We start from the raw sequence: 17,743 nt of genomic DNA, 5'->3' as shown, positions 1-17,743 counted from the left end.
CCGGCGGCCCCATGACTTCAAGGATGTGCTCATCGGTAAGGTCCATACCTTTCAATTTCCGGGCAGTTTCCAGCTTTTCCTGATAGCTCTTTTCCCATTCGGCCTCTTGGCCTTCACGGAGTCCCTCTGCATTTCCGCATTAATGACCATCCCGGATTTTGTGTAGACCTTTACATCCAGAATACACATTTTATCATCAGGACATTCCCGTTTAAGGTATGGGTCAACGATGGTGAGATGATACATTTATCTTAACCAGGGTGGTTTCTATCGGCTAAAGCACCGGACGTTCTACTAATAACCAGACCACCCGGCATTCTTCAACGCCGTCGTTGAAACTGATGTGTTCTTCCCCCGCCGGGATAAAGGTGGCGGAGGGCGCTTTAGCCTCGAAGATTTTATCCCCGATCTTCGCTTTTATCGTACCGGAGAGTATAAAGGCGTATTCATCCTCCTGGTGTACCGCCGGCGGGGCGGTCATTCCCGGAGGAAAAACCCCATACCCCATGTGTACCCCCGCGCCTGTGGGAGCGCCCATAAAGAAGTCGGTCATCTCCACCCCATCAGGCCGCAGGATGTGGGGCAGGGTATCAAATTCACGGATCAGCATAATTATCTCCTCTCCTTTTGTATAACAAAGTTTTCGGGATCCACCAGGACGCCGTAATCCTCCGCCGCTTGGGAGGGAGGATCTAGTACCTGGTAAATACTAATATACCTCATATACGGGAGAAAGAGAATTCGACCGTTAAGGCGCAGACGAAGAGGGAAGGGAAAATCGGTACATGCCCACGAACCTCACTAACCATCATAAACTTTCATTTGAAATCCATGTTTTTGTTTTGGTGGTTCTGTGGTTACATTTCTTTAGGTATGTCCTGTCTTTTAGCCTTTACCAGGTACTAAATCGATTCGTGACAATGGTTTCATACCCTACTGTTTTGCCGCGCTTATAAAGGTATGAAACCCGAGACCAACACCTTATGAGTACAATATACCTCGTGGCTATACCGTGCGGTATATTGATTTTAAATAATCGATACTCCTTTTTGCTGCGGTATAGGCATCCGGGACGGGGATACATTCTATACTGATATAGCCCTGATAGCTGACATCCTTAAGCGCGTTCATAATAACCGGAAAATCCATCCGTCCGGCACCAGGATACATTCTGTTAATTTCGGCAAAATGTACGTAATTGATGGTTTTCCCCGCATAGTGTATGCTAGCAATGGGGTCATAATCCTGGATATTCATATGATGCGTATCAATATGCAGACCCAGGCTACTTGCGCCAAATTCACGAACAAAATCAGCAGTCTCTACAACCGTATTCAAGTAATTATTGATATAAAAATTTATAGCCTCAATTACAATTTTGACTTTACCTGCTGCATATTGTAATAACTCCATTAGTTGTTCCTTAAAACAATTCATACCGGCTTCTTTCTCATTAGCACGAATGTTTCCACGCACCATACCAATAATAACCGTACAATTCAAAGAATTTGCCAGATCAATATGAGCTTTCATGCTTTGCATTATCTTCATGCGGGCTTCAGTATCCTTGTCCTGCATGGTAAGACGATTAAGCGATGACTCAAGACCGGTAGCCAAAGCAGAAATTGACATGCCGTTCTTATCACAGAATTTACGCAGGCCGTTGCCGTCTACTTCCGATGCATTTCGAAGATGCAGCTCTACTGCATCATATCCCAATGTTTTGGCCGTCAGAATCGACTTAAATATATCGCCGCGGAATAATACCGGTGTATTTTCAGTCAAAGATTCTTCCGAAATAGCCACACTGTATCTGAATTGATATCCCATTTATCATCTCCGAAACTCTTTTTTCATTTCAGTGGATTTACTTAATATTATAGCCACCATCTATAAAGACAACATGCCCGGTCATATAACGGGCTTCATCGGTTGCGAGAAAAATCGCTATCCCTGCTATATCTTCGGGCTGACCGATTCCAAGGGGTATTTCCTTCTGATCCCGCTCAAAATCAAGTTCTTTCCGATTGATATCGGTAAGAATGGTACCGGGTCCTATGGCATTAACGTTAATTTTATAAGGCGCCATTTCAAGAGCCATACACTTTGTCATCATGGCAATAGCGGCCTTTGTAGGAGCATAGGCCGAAAGGCCAATTTGGCCGGTTTCACAAACGATTGAAGACATGTTAATGATCTTGCCTCCACCGCCCTGCTTCACCATTTGACGCGCCGCTCGCTGTGCACTGAAATAAGTACCGTACATATTTATGTTCCAAATTCCCGAGAGAGTTTCGATATCCATGTCAAGAAAATTTTTGAACGTGGCAACTCCCGCATTGTTAACAGCGATATCCACTCGACCCCATGTTTCCAATGTTTTAGCATACATACGATCGATATCTTCAGTTTTAGACACATTACATGGAACTGCGATCGCTTCCCCGCCGGCCGAACGTATTTTATCTGCTACCTCATCACAAAGATTTGATTTTGTTCCGGAAACAACTACCTTTGCGCCTTCTTCTCCATAAGCAAGTGCAATAGCACGGCCAATGCCTCTTGTGCTTCCGGTAATAATAGCCACTTTTCCTTTTAATCTGCCAAGACCCATACATGCCTCCTAAAAATATTTTCAACAATCAACATGTCCCACGACAGAGCCGTGAAGTATGAAATCCTTAACCACGAATCAACGGGCTTATAAAACTTGTTGGTATAAGGCTACTCAAGATAAAAAACCTCCTCCATATAGGTAATGCCGCTTTCTACACGGGAGTCAAAATCAACTTCCATCATTTTCATGCACATATTATTCCAACGGATACAGGCTTCATCTTTGGCTACATAATCACGTGCATACTGTATGTCACTGCATTCAAAGACATAAAAAAACTGTTGACCGTTTTGAAATATAGAATAATTGCGAAATCCGGCCCTGCTGTGTGCTTCCATAATTTCCGGCCAGGGATTCTTATGCAGCCGTACATATTCCTCTAAATACTCTTCCTTAATAGTCCATGTCCATGCATATTTCTTCATTTTTTCCTCCTTGGTTATGAATGCATAAGCCAGCCGCCGGTTACATTAATTGTTTGACCTGTCATATAGTTTGCTGCATCTGAGGCAAGAAACACAATAACCTGCGCTACATCATCCGCTGATCCAAATCGTTTCAAAGGTATAAGATCGAGGAATTTCTGTTTGCGGACCTCATCATAACCGGCGGTCATATTCGTTTCAATGATTCCGGGTGCCACACAATTCACATTTATTCCTTTTGGGGCCAGCTCCTTGGCAAGAGTACATGACAGTCCTATTATAGCAGCTTTTGCGGCAGCATAGTGTGCATGCATGATTGAACCAGAAATAGCCGCCTGGGAACTGATATTGATAATACGGCCATAACCCTTTTGGGCCATTATCCCTACTGTTTCTTTACAAAAATTATATACGCCGCCTAGATTGATATTGATAGTCTGGTTCCATTCTTCATCCGTCATTTCAATAAAGAACCTGTCTTTATAAATACCGGCTACGTTTACCAGAATATCAATTCCTCCAAATTCATCTATACAATAACGCACAACCCTTGCAACATCCCTGCGATCGGTAACATTTGCTTTTATCCCGATTGCTTTCATATCGGCGGCTTTAAAGTCATCAAGTGCTGTATTAATTGCCTTCTCGTCAATATCTGAGATACAGACATTTGCTCCCCTCTCCATAAACCGTATTGCAGTCTGGCGACCGATTCCGCCGGCCCCGCCGGTAATAATGATAGCCTTCCCTCTCATATCCGATAACATTTCTACCTTTCCTCCAAATTAAGAACCAATCAGCTTTATTACGGCATTAATGTAACATGATAGCCGTCATTATTTTTTCTTCGGTAATATCACTTCCTTTAAATTCTCCGGTCTGTCGGCCATGGGTTATTGTTATAACCCTTGAACACATTCCAATAATTTCCGACATCTCTGAAGAAATAATGATAACCGCCATGCCTTCCATGGCAAGGCGACCGATCAGCTTGTGAATTTCTGCCTTGGAACCTACGTCAATTCCTCTGGTTGGTTCGTCAAGCATTAAAATCCAAGGCTTAACAGCCAGCCATTTTCCAATTACAATTTTTTGTTGATTTCCGCCTGAAAGGGTACGAACCTGCTGATCGGGACCTGACGTACTAATCTGCAGACTTTCTTTAAATTCATTAAAAAGCGCAAATAGTTTTTTAGGATCGATGATCCCTCCCGTACGAATTTTTGATAGACCGGTAATGGCAATATTCCATTTACAATCCATCCCCATGATGAGCCCTTGTTCCTTCCTGTTTTCAGGAACCAGCCCTATATGGCGTTTTACGGCGGCATTCGTGTTTTTAATAGTAACCTGTTCGCCATTGATGTAAATTTTTCCCCCGGTTTGATTTCTAATACCAAAAATAGTTTCAACAATCTCTGTACGGCCTGCGCCAATTAGGCCGTATAACCCAAGTATTTCTCCCTTATGTAGACTGAAGTTGACGTTTTCAAACTGTCCGTGCAGGCTAAGATTCTCTACACGTAGAATTTCATTATTTGAACTATCGGCCTTAATTTTATTATAATAGTCTTCCAACTTCCGCCCAATCATCAAGGAAACTATATCATCTTTAGTACAGTCACTGGTTATGAATTCTCCGGATTTCTTACCATCTCGGAATACGGTAATTCGATCGCTGATTTCAAAAATTTCATCCATGCGGTGCGAGATATACACTATTGCGGCATTCTTCTCTTTAAGGCTGCGGACACAGCTAAAGAGTTGGGCTTTTTCTATATCCGTCAAAGAGGACGTTGGTTCATCCAGCATGAGAATATTCGCGTCAAGGGCTATGGCCCGGGCAATTTCTACCATTTGCTGCTGGGCAATGGGGATATCTTCCACGATCTGATCCGGCCGTATAGTACAATTCAGTTTTTCCAAAACTTCTTTTGTATCGGAATACAGCTTTTTCCAATCAACCATACGGTTTGCCTTGACAGGCAGGCTTCCAAGATAAATATTCTCGGCTACGCTTAGTTTTGGAACCAGTGAAAGCTCCTGAAAAACCAGGACTATACCATTTTTCTTTGCCTCCAGGGGTGTCCGGTAGTCTACAGAAACCCCTCGGTGAATAAATTCAGTACCATCATTTCTGTCTGCATGATATACGCCTGCAACAATTTTCATCATGGTTGATTTTCCGGCGCCATTCTCACCGGCCAATGCCAACACTTCTCCGGAGCGTATGTCTAAATCAACGTTGTCCAGGGCTTTTACATTAAGGAAAGACTTAGATACATTTTTCGCCCGGAAAATAATTTCATGCATATTACAGTACCTTTCTCCGTTATGACGAATATGGGACTTAGTCAAGTCCCATATTCGGTACTTCGCTTTCTACCAGGTCGGCCTTTCAAATTCGTTTACATTGTCTTTGCTAACAATAAAGGTTTCAATTCGATTGTCATCAGGAATCTTTTCACCTTTGCCAACCTTTACCGCCAGATCCAGCGCCAACTCGGCATCAAGTTTCGGAGACTGAAGAACTGAGGCAAACTGTTTTCCTTCTTTGATGGCGTCATATCCACTGGCAAATAAGGTACAGCTGGTGATGGGTATTGAGCCGTTATTTTTTCCAACCGCGTCCAGGGCATTCATGGCCCCTTTTGCAATACCATCATCCGCACAGTAGATTCCATTAATCCCGGTTCCGTATTTGGTAATATACGTTTCCATAATGGTCTGAGACTTATCAGTACTCCAGTCGGTTGGCTGGGATTCGAGAATTTCTACTCCCGTACCTTTAATGGCAGCGGCAAATCCGGCGCTTCTCTGAATTGCCGTATCATATCCTGCCGTTCCCGCGAGTTCGACAACTTTTCCCTTTCCACCCAGCGCTTTAATCATAGCTTCCCCTGCCTGGTAACCTTGCTTATAGTCACTGGGTCCGGAGAACGCGGTATACAGACCCTTTCCTGATGCGTCCACCCCCGAATTGGTGATTATAACCGGAATACCGGCATCTTTTAGCGCTTCCAGACCGGTGATAATCCCGGTGCTTGAAACCGGCCATACAATAGCGACGTCTACCTTTTGGGAGATCAGATCATTAATCTGATCCAACTGTACTGTGGCATCCCCTTTTGCATCCAAAAGAATAACATCTACATCAGGATACTTAGATGTACGCCGATCCTGTAAGGCCTTTGTATAGGTAGTGGTATAATTGTTTGCGCCCCCATTGAAATGAGCAACACCGATCACAAGCCTACCGCTGGCGGCTGAACCCTTTTGACCTGCCGAATATGCCATATGGCTGATAATAATCATGCAGGCAAACATAAAACAAAAAGCTTTCTTCATTTGTTTTTCCTCCAAAAATGTGATAATATCAATTCAAACCAAGCTTACGGACTAATCCGCTGCATGGTCTTCATTGCATCGGAACCCTTATCCAAAGGGCTGCTTTTTTTGCTCATGATCATCGAAATGGCATCAGATGTTACAATACCGATCAGGATCATTCCTGTTGCAATATAGTTAAATTCGGACGGAACATTCATCATATTCAATCCATTACGGAACATAACATAGGCAATAGTACCGCCCAAAGTATGCATCATCCCACCGCTGCCACCGTTTAAACTTGTCCCGCCTAATACCACACAGGTTATTACAATGAGGCTGCCATCCGGATACCCAAGATATGGTGTAGCGCCATTCAATCTGGAAGCGGTCATGACACCGCCCAAACCGGCTGTTACGGAACAGATAACAAAATTCAACAAACGTACATTTTTAATTTTGATGCCCGCATTAAATGCGGCTTCGGCATTACCACCTATCGCGTAAGTGTTTCTACCGTGACGGGTATATTTCATTGCAAACCAACAAATTAAAAACAGAACAAAAAACGTCAAGGTAAGATAGGATATGCCAAAAAACGACCGGTTTGCATACCGGGCGAATAATCGATCCGGATTGCTGATCTGATCCCCATTACAAAGGAAATAAGTAAATCCCCGTATGCTTAACATTGTAGCGAGGGTTACAATAAACGCGTTTATATTAGCCCGGGTGACAAGCAGGCCGTTTGTAATACCAATAGCTACACTGACCAATAAAACCAGAAAAATGGACACGGTTATCGACAGACCATTGATTTGGAATAGAATTACCATATTAGCTATAAATCCCATGACCACGCCTGCGGAAAGGTCAAAATAGCCGCAGATAATCAGGAAAGTCATACCTAACGCCATTACGCCATAGACAGAACTCTGCATAAGTATATTCAGTATATTTCGTATGCCCAGGAAAGATTTCCCAAAAATAGAAAATACAATAAACATACAAACAAGAATCAGCACGATAGTATTTTTTCTAAAAAAATGCAAAATCCTATTCATGCTAGTCCTTCCCTATATCTAGAACTAATATCTATCCAAACGATGACGACAATGACAAGACCCTGCATAACCCATTGAAAATAATACGGCAGTCCAATCATAAGGAATCCGTTTGTTAAGGCAATAATAATTAATACGCCCAGCAATGAACCGTAAACGCTGCCTTTTCCTCCGGAAAGGCTTGTACCGCCTAATATGACCGCTGATAATACGTTAAATTCATAGCCAAATGCAATCCCGGTCTGGTATTGCATTGTTCTGGATGCCATTACCAAACCCGCAATACCACTCATCAAACCTGAAAGGATAAAGGTTGCTAGTACGATCTGTTTGTCATTCAGGCCACTGAACCTGACTGCGTCGGCATTTCCACCTACCGCTTGTACTTTTATGCCAAATGTCGTTTTATTCAATATAAATTCAAAAATGCCAATAAAGACCAGCAGAAGTATTACCTGAACCGGAATGCCAAATAGGGAGTCCCGGCCAAACACTCTGAACCATGTTGCAGAAGGATTGTCTACCCATGACAGTCCTCCCCCTGTATAGAGCAGCATCGTTCCGGTTAATATGGACATCATTCCTAAAGTAATAACCATTGAATGAACCCGCAAATAACCGACAAAAAAACCGGAACACATACCTACCAAAACACATGCAGCAAGCGCGATCAATACGGCAGGAAGAGGACCTAATTTATCGTGAAGATCTATGGATAATAATACGCTTAATGTTATCGTCGCACCCATTGACAGATCAAAATTTCCTGCTATCAACACAAAGGTCATGGCACAGCTGGCAATACCGACAACCGCTGCTTGCTGTAAAACAAGCATCAGGTTTGATACACTGAAAAAGTTATCAGTAACCAGTGAAAAGAAAACAATAATCGCTAGAAGTCCGATAAGCAATGCCTGCTTCTTGATAAATTCGGAAAACTTCTTACTCCGTACCTGTGTCTGCATTTCTATAGCCCTAAGAAAATAATGACGATAATTTATCACGCATCAGTAGCGACTCTGAAATATTATCTGTTTGATTGCAGTTTTCCCAATCCGTATAAGTATATTCAATACATATCCCCCCTTTATAAGCACTTTCACGGCAGTGCTGTGCCACCAAAGTAAAATCGGTAGTATTATCCGCGACAGCCGCCTGCATGATTCCCTTTGCCGCGCCTCGTGCATGTATATGAGAAGCGTAGGGCACAAGAGGCTTGACCTGTTCCGAGCCGATCCCTTGCCATGTAAAATGGGAATGATCTAAAGTAAGCGACAAACCCGGTACCGCATTTAACATTTTTATTGCAAGTTCCGGGGTGGTCATTATAGAACCAATATGGGCCTCAACACCGTATGTGATCCCCGCAACGGCGGCTTTTTCTACGCGCCATGCCAGTTCATCTCTGCAAATTTCAAAACTATCCGGAGTTTCAAAATCTACTCCCGGCAAAGCGGAAATATGCCTGCAGCCGGCTGCTTGAGTATATTCAAGAAGACGATCATAGATATCGCGCTGTTTAGAGCGGATTGCTTTATCAGGATGATTAATCGCACGTGCTTTGAAATCCAAAGCGGACTGAAAGAAAATATCGGAAATTCCCAGTCCTATTTCCGTCACCATTTTTTTCAAATTTGTTCCTTTCCGATCCGGATCGTCCAGTTGATCCGACGGCTGAATATGAGACCGATCTTGGAACAAGCCGATATCTACCCATTTAAAATCCAGAAGAGCGACGAGCCGAAGTGCCTTCTCATGTGATAAAAGCGGAAATGCAAAATCCGCAGAAGAAAAAAATACCATAGTTATCTCCCGATTTGTCCTACAGGTCTAGCCTCCGATAGAACATTTGGTTTTAACGCTCCCCATGGGACATCCGATATGACTTATACATAGGCATGTCCCCTTATTCTCAAAAATTCATCCCTTGTACTAAGATTTTATAATGATAAGGGGGTATTCTGTATTTGTCAAGGAAAAAATGTAAAAAAGTTTGTTTTTTTCTGTAAATACACTCTAAAAAATGAAGAAATATAACGATTTATTACATATGTAATAATATTAAGTTTCATAAAATTTCATGAAAAAATTATTGACAATAATAGAGAGGGATGATATAGTTTTTTATCAACAGAGGAGCTGGTTCCAAAATCGGTTGGTTTGCCACCGGTTCTTACCGTTTCTCAGGCTAAAGCCTTACGAAATTGCATTTTTTAAGGCTGCGGTACCAAAACCTGTTGAACTACCTTACGGGGTGTAAAGAGGCGATGCATGAAATACCTGGAATGGCTAAGTTCTAAAACTCAGACTAAGTGGTGGCATGATTCCGCCATACCCTCTGAAATAGATGAGGCGATTCAACTTGGAGCCATGGGGGTGACCACCAATCCTATTTTGACCTTTAAGGCTTTGGAAGCGGATCCTGCTTATTGGGCTCCGGAACTCGCCAAAATACCCGGTAATATAGTCGGAACGCCCCGGGTGGAGGCCCTGCTCAAGGTAATAGCCCTGGCAGCGGCGGGAAAATTCAGGGCCATATTTGATGAGACAAAAGCCCGGCACGGCTATGCCCTTGCCCAGGTGAATCCTTCCTATGCGGGTAATACCAAAGAAATGCTTGAGCAGGGCTTGCGCTATGCTTCCTGGGCAGAAAATATCGCCGTAAAGGTACCTACTACCAAGGCTGCCCTGCCGGTAATTGAGGAACTGGCTGCCAAGGGTATTGCGGTATGTACAACTTTAAACTTTTCCGTTTCCCAGGCAATTGCCGCAAGCCAAGCCTATGAACGGGGGCTGAAACGGGCAAAGAAGAACGGCATACCCCTTCGTCCTTGTTTTATCGTGCAGCAAGGAGGACGACTGGATGAGTACCTTATGGATGTTATTGAGGATAACGGAGTTTCCATAGAAAAAGAAAACGGCCTTTGGGCGGGGAATGCGGTGTGTAGACGTTCCTACCGGATCTTGCAGGAACAGGGGAGTTCGGCCCTTATTATGCCCGCAGGATTACGCGGTTCCCATCATTTATCGGTAATGGCAGGGGCAAAAATGGTTTTTTCCTTGCAGGCCCGGATGCAGCACCTGGTTAATAGTGAGGATCTTCCTCAGGAAGAGCATATTAATGAAGAAATCGATGAAAAAATCATTAAAGATCTGTTAAAGGTAAATGAATTTGAGCGGGCATATAAAATCGAAGGACAGCGTCCCGGAGATTTTATCACCTTTGGGGTTATGCAGCGAACCCTGTCACAGTTCCTTTGGACAGGTTGGGTTCCATTGGAAACCTACGGAACTACGGAGAAATCCCAGCGGTGGTTCTGAATTTGCGCAAAAATTTAATTTTGGAGATATAACATGGCTGAAAACAGTTATCTTAAATGGCTTTCCCAAACCGGTTCCTTTTGGTGGACCGATTCCGCTGTTTACAAAAACATGGATGACTACATCGGGAACGGTGCCACCGGGGCAACGACAAATCCTCCCCTGATTAGACGCTCTCTGTACGGGGCTCCCGATTTTTGGAAACCCTATCTAAAGGATATCAATCCAAACTTAAAACCGGATGAAAAAACGGAAGAAATTATTAAACGTATAACGGTTACCATCGCGGAAAAATTTTTACCCGTTTATAAATCCAGCGGTGGTATCCAAGGATATGTCTGTGCCCAGGTTAACCCGGCTTTGCAGGGAAATGCGGAAAAAATGTTTGAAATGGCAAAACGGCTTAATAAGTGGGCGGAAAACATTGCCGTAAAAATTCCGGCCAATGCGGCAGGGCTTGAAGTTATAGAAGAATGTGCCGCCTTGGGAATAACTACCGTAGGCACCGTAAGTTTTTCCGTCCCCCAGGCGGTAGAAATTGCCAGACGTCAGACCATCGGCACCGCCAGGGCGGAAAAAACGGGAATAAAGCCCGGTCAGGCCTTTTCGGTTGTTATGGTGGGCCGTCAGGATGACTACATTCGGGATGTAGCCCTGGACAACCGTGCCACTCTGGCCGAATCGGATATTATTCAGGCGGGTACCGCAGTTATCAAACGTGCTTATGGGATCATAAAAAATAACTCCTATAGATCCCAGTTGATGCCTGCGGGCATGAGAGGGGCTTACCATACAATTGATCTTGCGGGAATGGATATGACCATGTCCGTATCCGCTAATATTCAGGCTTCTCTTGCGAAAGAACAAGCACCTTTTACGGAGAATACCGATAAGTCTGTATCCGGGGATGTCATTGATCGGCTTTGCAGGATACCGGAATTTGCCAGGGCTTATGAACCCGATGGAATGAAGCCTTCGGAGTTTCTGTCCTATGGTCTATCTCAACGGACCTTATCACAGTTCTCGGAGGCATGGTTGTCAATACAGGAATTTGTGTTGTAACGGTCTGTTCTGACCCATGGAGAAAATTATATATTTGTAATTCTTTATATAATAAAGAGTTAGCAGTTTTTGACAAGGGATCAGTGGAACTCCGATTGGATTTTCACCGATTCTTATATTTTATTTTTGGAGTAATTTAATGAAAATCGAAAAGCTCAAACCCTTTATAAATGGACAGTTTGTGGAAAGTACCAGTAGCAAGTACATGGATATTTACGATCCTTCCACCGGAGAAGTTATTGCCCAGACTCCTTGCTGTACCAAAGAGGAAGTAGAGGATGCCATCGCTGCGGCAAGAACCGCCTTCCCCACATGGAGTGCTACCCCCTGCCCCAGGCGTGTGGAGGTACTCTACAAATTCCGGGACCTTATTGCCCTTCACCTGGACGAGCTTACCCATATGCTTACCCGAGAAAACGGTAAAAACTGGGAAGAAGCCAAGGGAGATCTTTTAAAGGTGAAAGAACCTGTGGAAGTAGCCTGCGGGGCCCCATCCCTGATGATGGGGGAAGCCCTTATGAACGTTACTTCCAGTTACGATTCAACCCTGTACCGGGAACCCCTTGGGGTTTTTGCCGGCATTGCTCCCTTTAACTTTCCCGCAATGATCCCCATGGGCTGGATGATGCCCATGTGCATAGCCACCGGTAATACCTTGGTTCTTAAAGCCGCTTCCATGACCCCCATGACCAGCCTTCGACTTGCCGCCCTCCTCAAAGAAGCGGGGCTCCCTGATGGCGTTGTGAATATCGTTACCTGTTCCCGAAATGAGGCGGAATTGTTCCTTACCCATCCTGATATAAGGGGAGTTACCTTTGTGGGTTCCACCGCCATAGGCCGCCATGTATATGCCGTTGCGGCAGCCAACGGCAAGCGTGTCCAGTGCCTTTGTGAGGCGAAGAACCATGCCCTGGTTCTGGCGGATGCTCCCATTACCCGGACCGCGGCGGGGATCATCAATTCCGCATTCGGCTGTGCCGGGGAGCGTTGTATGGCCCTGCCTACCATTGCCGTAGAGGAATCCATCGCCGATAAAATGGTAGAAGAGCTTATCAGGCAGGCTGGAACTAAAAAAATAGGCCCTGCTTACGATAAATCAACCGATTTGGGGCCGGTGGTAACCGCCGCCCATAAAAAGTGGGTGCTTGATTGGATCGAAAAGGGTGTTCAGGAAGGGGCGAAGCTGGTATTGGACGGACGGAATGTGAAGGTACCGGGATACGAAAAGGGTTTCTATGTCGGGCACACGATCTTCGACCATGTCAGGGCGGACATGATCGTGGGTCAGCAGGAAATCTTCGGGCCCGTACTCTGCGTCAAACGGGTAAAAAACTTTGAAGACGGTATTACCCAAATGAATGTCAACGAATTCGCCAACGGTTCGGTGATCTTTACCCAAAATGGTTACTTTGCCCGGGAATTCGCCCGGCGAACCCATGGCGGTATGGTAGGCGTCAACGTGGGTATTCCCGTTCCCGTGGGTATGTTTCCCTTTGCGGGGCATAAACATTCGTTCTTTGGGGATCTCCATTGTCTGGGGAAGGATGGCCTCCGGTTTTATACGGAAAGCAAGGTGGTTACCGCCCACTGGTTTACAGAGGACGAAAAGAGCGCCACCAGGGTCTCTACTTGGGACGGAGCTTTATAATCATAACTTCTAGAAGTTATGATTCGTTGCGAAGGGTACATACCCAAGAGCCCGCTCACGTGGGGGAGCCTTGGGGTGGAACCAAGGGTATGTACCCTGAGTCAAATACCTTATGAGAACAACATACCCCCGACCGCTTGCGGCGGGGTTGTTGATTATAAGGGAATAAGGTTATTTAATAGCACGGAAGCCCGGTTAAAGCAGGATAAGAAACAAAAGGCTTGTATCTTTGCCTCTAAATATAGTATAAAGAAATAATAATCAATCTTTATATAACAAGGAGATACAAGCTAAGATACCGGATTTTGGCCCGCATATACACGGCAGAGGGGTATTTATCGATCAATAAAAATAAAGAAGGTATCTTTCTGATAATAAAAGTGAAAACAGAACAAAAAACCACTATAGTTGATGTGGCAAGAACAGCCGGTGTTTCTGTAGCAACTGTTTCCCGGTATTTAACAAAACGCGGGCATGTTAATGTGGAAACAGCGCGGACCATTTCTGATGCAATTCAAACCACCGGCTATGAATATATTAAGCGGAAAAATGGTTCCGGTTCATCGGAAGGCAAAAATGTAATGATTATTTGCGGTGACATAAGCAGTCAAGTATATGTTCAATATATCCGCGGAATTCAGCATAGTATTGGGTTTATCGAATATAAAGCCCTCATTGTAGATAGCCAATATGATAACAATCAGGAAGAAGAGTATCTCCGTTACGCCATAGACCAGCAGTTTTGTGGAGTGGTGATGCTCAATGTGATGGAATCAAAATCCATTGTTGAGCTTATTAAGTCAGCAAATATTCCTATTATCTTTTTAAATCGATATATAAAAACCCTTGATATGGACATTATCAGCATGGATAACTATCGTTGCGGCTATATCGCGACTCAGTTTCTGATTACCGCGGGACATACCCGCATTCTGCATCTTGGGGGACCGAAAAATTCCATAAGCTGCAGAAACAGACTTCACGGATATATTGATTGTATGGAGGACAATAACCTGTCCGTCGACAAAAAGTATTTGTTTTATGGGGATCTGCAGGCAAAATCCGGCGCTGATTTTGTCGATTTTATAACAAAGCAAAATATACCGGTAACCGCTGTGTATAGCGCCAATGATATTATGGCCGGCGAAATGATAGAGGCCTTCCTTGCAAGGGGCATCGGGATTCCCGATAATATCAGTGTGGTCTGTACCGATAACACCCCGGCATCGGTAAATGGAAAGGTTAAACTGACCTGCGTCAGCTACGACACTTTTCAAATGGGAGTAGCCGCGGGAGATCTGCTCCTGGAGCGGATAAAAAATCCATCGGGCACAAAGAAAAAAATAATGTACTATCCGGATCTCATTGAGCGGGATAGTGTTAAGAATCTGAAAGAGGAGCTTTAAAAAACAGGCCGTCTTGGATATCTGCGGCGAAGGTACAATCCTGTTCAACCGGGAGGGCTTTCATTTCAGCGGACTCCGGAATGCCCTTCAGCTTCTCCATTCCCCCGGAGCAGCTTCCTGCTTACGGTATGTATATGGAATATCCCTTTACTCCCTTGTCATTTTGGGCTTTATTTATTTATTTTATATATATTATGGATTATGAAAAGTTAACTATCAAAGCCCAGGAAGCGTTAAACGAGGCTTCCGCCATTGCGCAAAAAGACGATCATTCCCAGGTGGATGTCGAACATGTACTGCTCGCCTTGCTCAGGCAGACCGATGGAATAGTCCTCCCCATCCTGGAGCGGATAGGGGTGGATACCCCCCAGATCATCCGGGATACCGAAGCCCTGGCCGCGGCAAGCCCGAAGATCTACGGCGAGGCGGCCCAGCTCTATTTTTCGTCCGCCGCCTCCAGGGTCCTGGCCAAGGCCGAGGCCGAGGCGGCCTCCCTCAAGGATGAATATGTTTCCACCGAACATATGCTCCTCGCCATCACGGCGGGGGAGGGAAAGGCCGCGGAGCTCCTCAAGAAGGCGGGGGTTACTAAAAACGGGATCCTCGCTGCCTTAAAGCAGGTCCGGGGAAACACCCGGATCACCGATCAAAACCCCGAGGGCAAGTACCAGGTGCTGGACAAGTACTGCCGGGACCTGACCGCCCTGGCCCGGCTGGAAAAACTCGATCCCGTCATCGGCCGGGACGAGGAGATCCGCCGGGTGATGCAGGTCCTGTCCCGAAGGACCAAAAACAACCCGGTCCTCATCGGGGAGCCCGGGGTGGGAAAAACCGCCATTGCCGAGGGCCTTGCCCGGCGGATCGTGGCGGGGGATGTCCCCGAGGGCCTCAAGGGGAAGAAGCTCCTCGCCCTGGACCTGGGCGCCCTGGTGGCGGGGGCGAAATTCCGGGGAGAATTTGAGGAACGCCTCAAGGCGGTGATCCACGAGATCCAGGCCTCCGACGGGAAGATCATCCTCTTTATCGACGAACTCCATACCCTGGTAGGGGCTGGGGCTGCCGAGGGGGCCACCGACGCCTCCAACCTCTTAAAGCCCGCCCTGGCCCGGGGGGAACTCCGGTGTATCGGGGCCACCACCCTGGACGAGTACCGCAAACACATCGAAAAGGACGCCGCCCTGGAGCGGCGGTTCCAGCAGGTTTATACGGCGGAACCCTCGGTGGAGGATACCGTCGCTATCCTCCGGGGACTTAAGGAGCGGTATGAGGTACACCACGGGGTACGGATCAAGGACGAGGCCCTAGTAGCGGCGGCGGTCCTGTCGGACCGGTATATCACCAGCCGTTTTTTGCCGGATAAGGCTATTGACCTGGTGGACGAGGCCGCGAGCCGCCTCAAAATGGAACTGGACAGCCGTCCCACGGAGTTGGACAAACTGGAGCGGAAACTTCTGCAGCTCTCCATAGAACGGCAGGCCCTGTCCCGGGAAGAGGACGAGGCCTCCCGGGATCGCCTGGGAAAACTGGAAAAGGAAATCGCCGACCTCGGCGCCGAACGGGACGCCATGAAAGCCCGGTGGGAGAGCGAAAAAAAGGATATCCAGGGAATTCGGAATCTCAAACAGCGGATTGAGGAACTCAAGATCGAAGAGACCCGGTACGAACGGGAGGGAAATTTATCAAAGGCCGCGGAGGTTAAACACGGCCGGATCCCCGAGGCCCAAAAGCAGCTCAAGGCCCTCAGCGACCAGATGGAGGAGAAGCGGGGGGAATCGGCCCTGCTCCGGGAGGAGGTGAGCGAGGAGGATATAGCCCAGGTGGTGTCCACCTGGACGGGGATCCCCGTCTCAAAGATGCTTTCCGGGGAGCTGCAAAAATACCTGGATTTGGAGAAGGTCCTTTCCCAGCGGGTGGTCGGCCAGGAGGCGGCGGTGGAGGCCGTGGCGGACGCCATCCGGCGGAATAAAGCGGGACTCTCCGATGCGGCCCGGCCCCTGGGGTCTTTCCTCTTTTTGGGCCCCACCGGGGTGGGCAAGACGGAACTGGCCAAAACCCTGGCGGACTTCCTCTTTAACGACGAAAAGGCCCTGACCCGGATAGACATGAGCGAATACGGGGAAAAACACTCGGTGAGCCGCCTCATCGGGGCGCCTCCGGGGTATGTGGGGTATGAACAGGGGGGGCAGCTTACCGAGGCGGTACGGCGGCGGCCCTACAGCGTGATCCTCTTTGACGAGATCGAAAAAGCCCACCCGGAGGTGTTTAACGTGTTCCTCCAGATCCTCGATGACGGCCGCCTTACCGACGGTCAGGGGAGGGTAGTGGACTTTAAGAACGTGATCATCATCATGACCAGTAATTTGGGTTCCGATCTGATCCTGGAGGCAAAAAAAAGCGAGGATATCAAGGGGGCCTTGACGGAACTCCTCAAACAGAGCTTTCGGCCGGAATTTTTAAACCGGATCGACGAAACGGTAATTTTTAACCGGTTGGGCAGGGAGGAAATCGCCAAAATCGTGGAGATTCAACTAAAACGCCTTGCGGGACGGCTGGCGGAACGGAAGATTACCCTCACGGTAACCCCGGCCGCCCGGGGACTCCTCGCGGAACGGGGCTATGATCCCCTCTTTGGGGCCCGTCCCCTGAAGCGGGCTATACAGGCGGACCTGGAAAACCCCCTGGCAAAGGTTATCATTGCCGGGAAAATCAAGGAAGGGGACCGGGTTACGGCGGATGCGGACGAAGGCGGTGGGGAAACCTTGACCTTTAAGAAAAGCTAAGGACCCGCGCAAGAATAAAATGCAGGGCATTTTATTCTAATTGCTTACGCAATAAAGAAACAATATGACCATTCGGTCATGTTGTTTCTG

General features: G+C 46.6%; 16 protein-coding genes. 5 read left to right on the top strand and 11 right to left on the bottom strand.

Annotated elements, in window-relative coordinates; genetic code table 11:
• Positions 1-51 precede the first annotated feature (51 nt).
• From LQZ21_RS11980 to LQZ21_RS11930, 11 genes are all read right to left on the bottom strand, one after another.
• The gene (locus LQZ21_RS11980) at positions 52-246 is read right to left on the bottom strand and encodes a PD-(D/E)XK nuclease family transposase (RefSeq protein WP_411044693.1); all 195 of its coding nucleotides are present in this window, start codon (positions 244-246) and stop codon (positions 52-54) included.
• A gap of 28 nt (positions 247-274) precedes the next feature.
• Positions 275-610, bottom strand: coding sequence for a cupin domain-containing protein (locus LQZ21_RS11975; protein ID WP_411044691.1), 336 nt, complete (start codon positions 608-610; stop codon positions 275-277).
• Between the two features lie 395 nt (positions 611-1,005).
• Positions 1,006-1,830 (bottom strand): sugar phosphate isomerase/epimerase family protein, encoded by an 825-nt coding sequence (locus LQZ21_RS11970; protein ID WP_411044689.1) that lies wholly within the window; start codon positions 1,828-1,830, stop codon positions 1,006-1,008.
• Between the two features lie 37 nt (positions 1,831-1,867).
• Positions 1,868-2,614 (bottom strand): SDR family NAD(P)-dependent oxidoreductase, encoded by a 747-nt coding sequence (locus tag LQZ21_RS11965; RefSeq protein WP_411044687.1) that lies wholly within the window; start codon positions 2,612-2,614, stop codon positions 1,868-1,870.
• Between the two features lie 110 nt (positions 2,615-2,724).
• Positions 2,725-3,042 (bottom strand): L-rhamnose mutarotase, encoded by a 318-nt coding sequence (locus LQZ21_RS11960; RefSeq protein ID WP_411044686.1) that lies wholly within the window; start codon positions 3,040-3,042, stop codon positions 2,725-2,727.
• 14 nt (positions 3,043-3,056) lie between these two features.
• Entirely contained in the window at positions 3,057-3,809 is a 753-nt protein-coding gene (locus LQZ21_RS11955) for an SDR family oxidoreductase (RefSeq protein WP_411044684.1), read from the bottom strand.
• 46 nt (positions 3,810-3,855) lie between these two features.
• The gene (locus LQZ21_RS11950) at positions 3,856-5,355 is read right to left on the bottom strand and encodes a sugar ABC transporter ATP-binding protein (protein ID WP_411044682.1); all 1,500 of its coding nucleotides are present in this window, start codon (positions 5,353-5,355) and stop codon (positions 3,856-3,858) included.
• A gap of 69 nt (positions 5,356-5,424) precedes the next feature.
• The gene (locus LQZ21_RS11945; protein ID WP_411044680.1) at positions 5,425-6,405 is read right to left on the bottom strand and encodes a sugar ABC transporter substrate-binding protein; all 981 of its coding nucleotides are present in this window, start codon (positions 6,403-6,405) and stop codon (positions 5,425-5,427) included.
• 29 nt (positions 6,406-6,434) lie between these two features.
• Positions 6,435-7,436, bottom strand: coding sequence for an ABC transporter permease (locus LQZ21_RS11940; protein ID WP_411044678.1), 1,002 nt, complete (start codon positions 7,434-7,436; stop codon positions 6,435-6,437).
• Positions 7,433-8,401 (bottom strand): ABC transporter permease, encoded by a 969-nt coding sequence (locus tag LQZ21_RS11935; protein WP_411044676.1) that lies wholly within the window; start codon positions 8,399-8,401, stop codon positions 7,433-7,435. The genes LQZ21_RS11940 and LQZ21_RS11935 overlap by 4 nt, the downstream gene beginning before the upstream one ends.
• 10 nt (positions 8,402-8,411) lie before the next feature.
• Entirely contained in the window at positions 8,412-9,239 is an 828-nt protein-coding gene (locus tag LQZ21_RS11930; RefSeq protein ID WP_411044674.1) for a sugar phosphate isomerase/epimerase family protein, read from the bottom strand.
• A 468-nt stretch (positions 9,240-9,707) separates the two neighbouring features.
• On the opposite strand from LQZ21_RS11930, the gene LQZ21_RS11925 reads away from it, so the two are divergent.
• From LQZ21_RS11925 to clpB, 5 genes are all read left to right on the top strand, one after another.
• Entirely contained in the window at positions 9,708-10,757 is a 1,050-nt protein-coding gene (locus LQZ21_RS11925) for a transaldolase family protein (RefSeq protein ID WP_411044673.1), read from the top strand.
• 33 nt (positions 10,758-10,790) lie between these two features.
• On the top strand, positions 10,791-11,819 hold the full coding sequence (locus LQZ21_RS11920) for a transaldolase family protein (RefSeq protein ID WP_411044671.1): 1,029 nt from the start codon (positions 10,791-10,793) through the stop codon (positions 11,817-11,819).
• 139 nt (positions 11,820-11,958) lie between these two features.
• On the top strand, positions 11,959-13,467 hold the full coding sequence (locus LQZ21_RS11915) for a CoA-acylating methylmalonate-semialdehyde dehydrogenase (RefSeq protein ID WP_411044669.1): 1,509 nt from the start codon (positions 11,959-11,961) through the stop codon (positions 13,465-13,467).
• 380 nt (positions 13,468-13,847) lie between these two features.
• Positions 13,848-14,873: a LacI family DNA-binding transcriptional regulator gene (locus LQZ21_RS11910; RefSeq protein ID WP_411044667.1), complete on the top strand. Its 1,026-nt coding sequence runs from the start codon at positions 13,848-13,850 to the stop codon at positions 14,871-14,873.
• Positions 14,874-15,067: 194 nt separating this feature from the next.
• The gene (gene clpB / locus LQZ21_RS11905; protein WP_411044665.1) at positions 15,068-17,653 is read left to right on the top strand and encodes an ATP-dependent chaperone ClpB; all 2,586 of its coding nucleotides are present in this window, start codon (positions 15,068-15,070) and stop codon (positions 17,651-17,653) included.
• Positions 17,654-17,743: the final 90 nt, after the last annotated feature.

This window comes from Treponema sp. TIM-1, from assembly GCF_046533115.1.
In the GTDB taxonomy this organism is placed as follows: Bacteria; Spirochaetota; Spirochaetia; order Treponematales; family Breznakiellaceae; genus JAIRMO01.
Note: the sequence above shows the minus strand (reverse complement) of the source record. Positions and strands in the feature narration are given on the sequence as shown.

Excerpts from the sequence above, each read along its gene's own strand:
- LQZ21_RS11930 (WP_411044674.1), bottom strand. The coding sequence starts at position 9,239 with ATGGTATTTTTTTCTTCTGCGGATTTTGCATTTCCGCTTTTATCACAT.
- LQZ21_RS11970 (WP_411044689.1), bottom strand. The coding sequence starts at position 1,830 with ATGGGATATCAATTCAGATACAGTGTGGCTATTTCGGAAGAATCTTTG.
- LQZ21_RS11975 (WP_411044691.1), bottom strand. The coding sequence starts at position 610 with ATGCTGATCCGTGAATTTGATACCCTGCCCCACATCCTGCGGCCTGAT.
- LQZ21_RS11965 (WP_411044687.1), bottom strand. The coding sequence starts at position 2,614 with ATGGGTCTTGGCAGATTAAAAGGAAAAGTGGCTATTATTACCGGAAGC.
- LQZ21_RS11920 (WP_411044671.1), top strand. The coding sequence starts at position 10,791 with ATGGCTGAAAACAGTTATCTTAAATGGCTTTCCCAAACCGGTTCCTTT.
- LQZ21_RS11925 (WP_411044673.1), top strand. The coding sequence starts at position 9,708 with ATGAAATACCTGGAATGGCTAAGTTCTAAAACTCAGACTAAGTGGTGG.
- LQZ21_RS11915 (WP_411044669.1), top strand. The coding sequence starts at position 11,959 with ATGAAAATCGAAAAGCTCAAACCCTTTATAAATGGACAGTTTGTGGAA.
- LQZ21_RS11950 (WP_411044682.1), bottom strand. The coding sequence starts at position 5,355 with ATGCATGAAATTATTTTCCGGGCGAAAAATGTATCTAAGTCTTTCCTT.
- LQZ21_RS11980 (WP_411044693.1), bottom strand. The coding sequence starts at position 246 with ATGTATCATCTCACCATCGTTGACCCATACCTTAAACGGGAATGTCCT.
- LQZ21_RS11955 (WP_411044684.1), bottom strand. The coding sequence starts at position 3,809 with ATGTTATCGGATATGAGAGGGAAGGCTATCATTATTACCGGCGGGGCC.
- clpB (WP_411044665.1), top strand. The coding sequence starts at position 15,068 with ATGGATTATGAAAAGTTAACTATCAAAGCCCAGGAAGCGTTAAACGAG.
- LQZ21_RS11940 (WP_411044678.1), bottom strand. The coding sequence starts at position 7,436 with ATGAATAGGATTTTGCATTTTTTTAGAAAAAATACTATCGTGCTGATT.
- LQZ21_RS11960 (WP_411044686.1), bottom strand. The coding sequence starts at position 3,042 with ATGAAGAAATATGCATGGACATGGACTATTAAGGAAGAGTATTTAGAG.
- LQZ21_RS11935 (WP_411044676.1), bottom strand. The coding sequence starts at position 8,401 with ATGCAGACACAGGTACGGAGTAAGAAGTTTTCCGAATTTATCAAGAAG.